Below are 704 nucleotides of genomic sequence, written 5' to 3' on the forward strand. Positions count from 1 at the left end.
CAGAGTGTAGATCAGAAGATCGACCGGAACCGGTAACATTGCTAAATCCCATTCTGTTCCTCGCTTCCCAAAAGGAGCTTTGGAGTCTTTGACTATGACAATCAAATCAAGGTCGCTTCCCACTCCATTGTCGCCCCGAGCGTAGGAACCGAAGTAACCGATGCTGAGAATGTTGGAATCTCGCTTCAAGGTTTCTGACCACTTATCAAGTGAATCAATTACAGCCTCTTTGCTTGGCCATTTCATTATTGACGAATTCAACGATCTCACCGGCATATGCAATAGCCTCCTTACTTTGCTTGCTTCCGAAATACTCAAAAGGAGAGCCTTCGGGATGACCATTTGGATATCTCGCAGGTATGTATGAATTGTCAAGAATTCTTGCCTTATCCAATAACTCAGCGGGCAAGTCAATTCCCTCAGGGAGTTCTTGAATCAGTTTGCTTACCATGTGTCCCCACGCTTCCTGTCCCAAAGAAAGATGGAGAGCCTTTACGGCTTTTTCAGCAGCCTGCTGTGCCGCAAAGCATGCCCATTCGTGTTTGCCATTAACAGCAGACTCTCGAGCGTGTTCAAGATCTCTTTTTGCTTGACGTAACCAATCCTGGGATCTATCAGGCATGGATATCCCTCCCAATCGTGATTATAGCACTTATTAGAGAGAGGCTAGTAACCTTCGGTGGCCAGTCACACTGCATGCGGCC

2 protein-coding genes are annotated in these 704 nt (G+C 46.9%); both read right to left on the reverse strand.

Annotated elements, in window-relative coordinates:
- A partial coding sequence (locus BG32_RS08425) for a nucleotidyltransferase family protein (RefSeq protein WP_147434897.1) occupies positions 1 to 276 on the reverse strand: 276 nt, incomplete at its 3' end.
- The gene (locus BG32_RS08430) at positions 215 to 622 is read right to left on the reverse strand and encodes a HEPN domain-containing protein (protein WP_121509630.1); all 408 of its coding nucleotides are present in this window, start codon (positions 620 to 622) and stop codon (positions 215 to 217) included. The genes BG32_RS08430 and BG32_RS08425, both read right to left, overlap by 62 nt.
- Positions 623 to 704: the final 82 nt, after the last annotated feature.

Source organism: Mesotoga sp. HF07.pep.5.2.highcov (assembly GCF_003666285.1).
Classification (GTDB): domain Bacteria; phylum Thermotogota; class Thermotogae; order Petrotogales; family Kosmotogaceae; genus Mesotoga; species Mesotoga prima.

Bases quoted from the DNA above. Each gene is read 5' to 3' on its own strand.
- BG32_RS08430 (WP_121509630.1), bottom strand. From the start codon at position 622: ATGCCTGATAGATCCCAGGATTGGTTACGTCAAGCAAAAAGAGATCTT.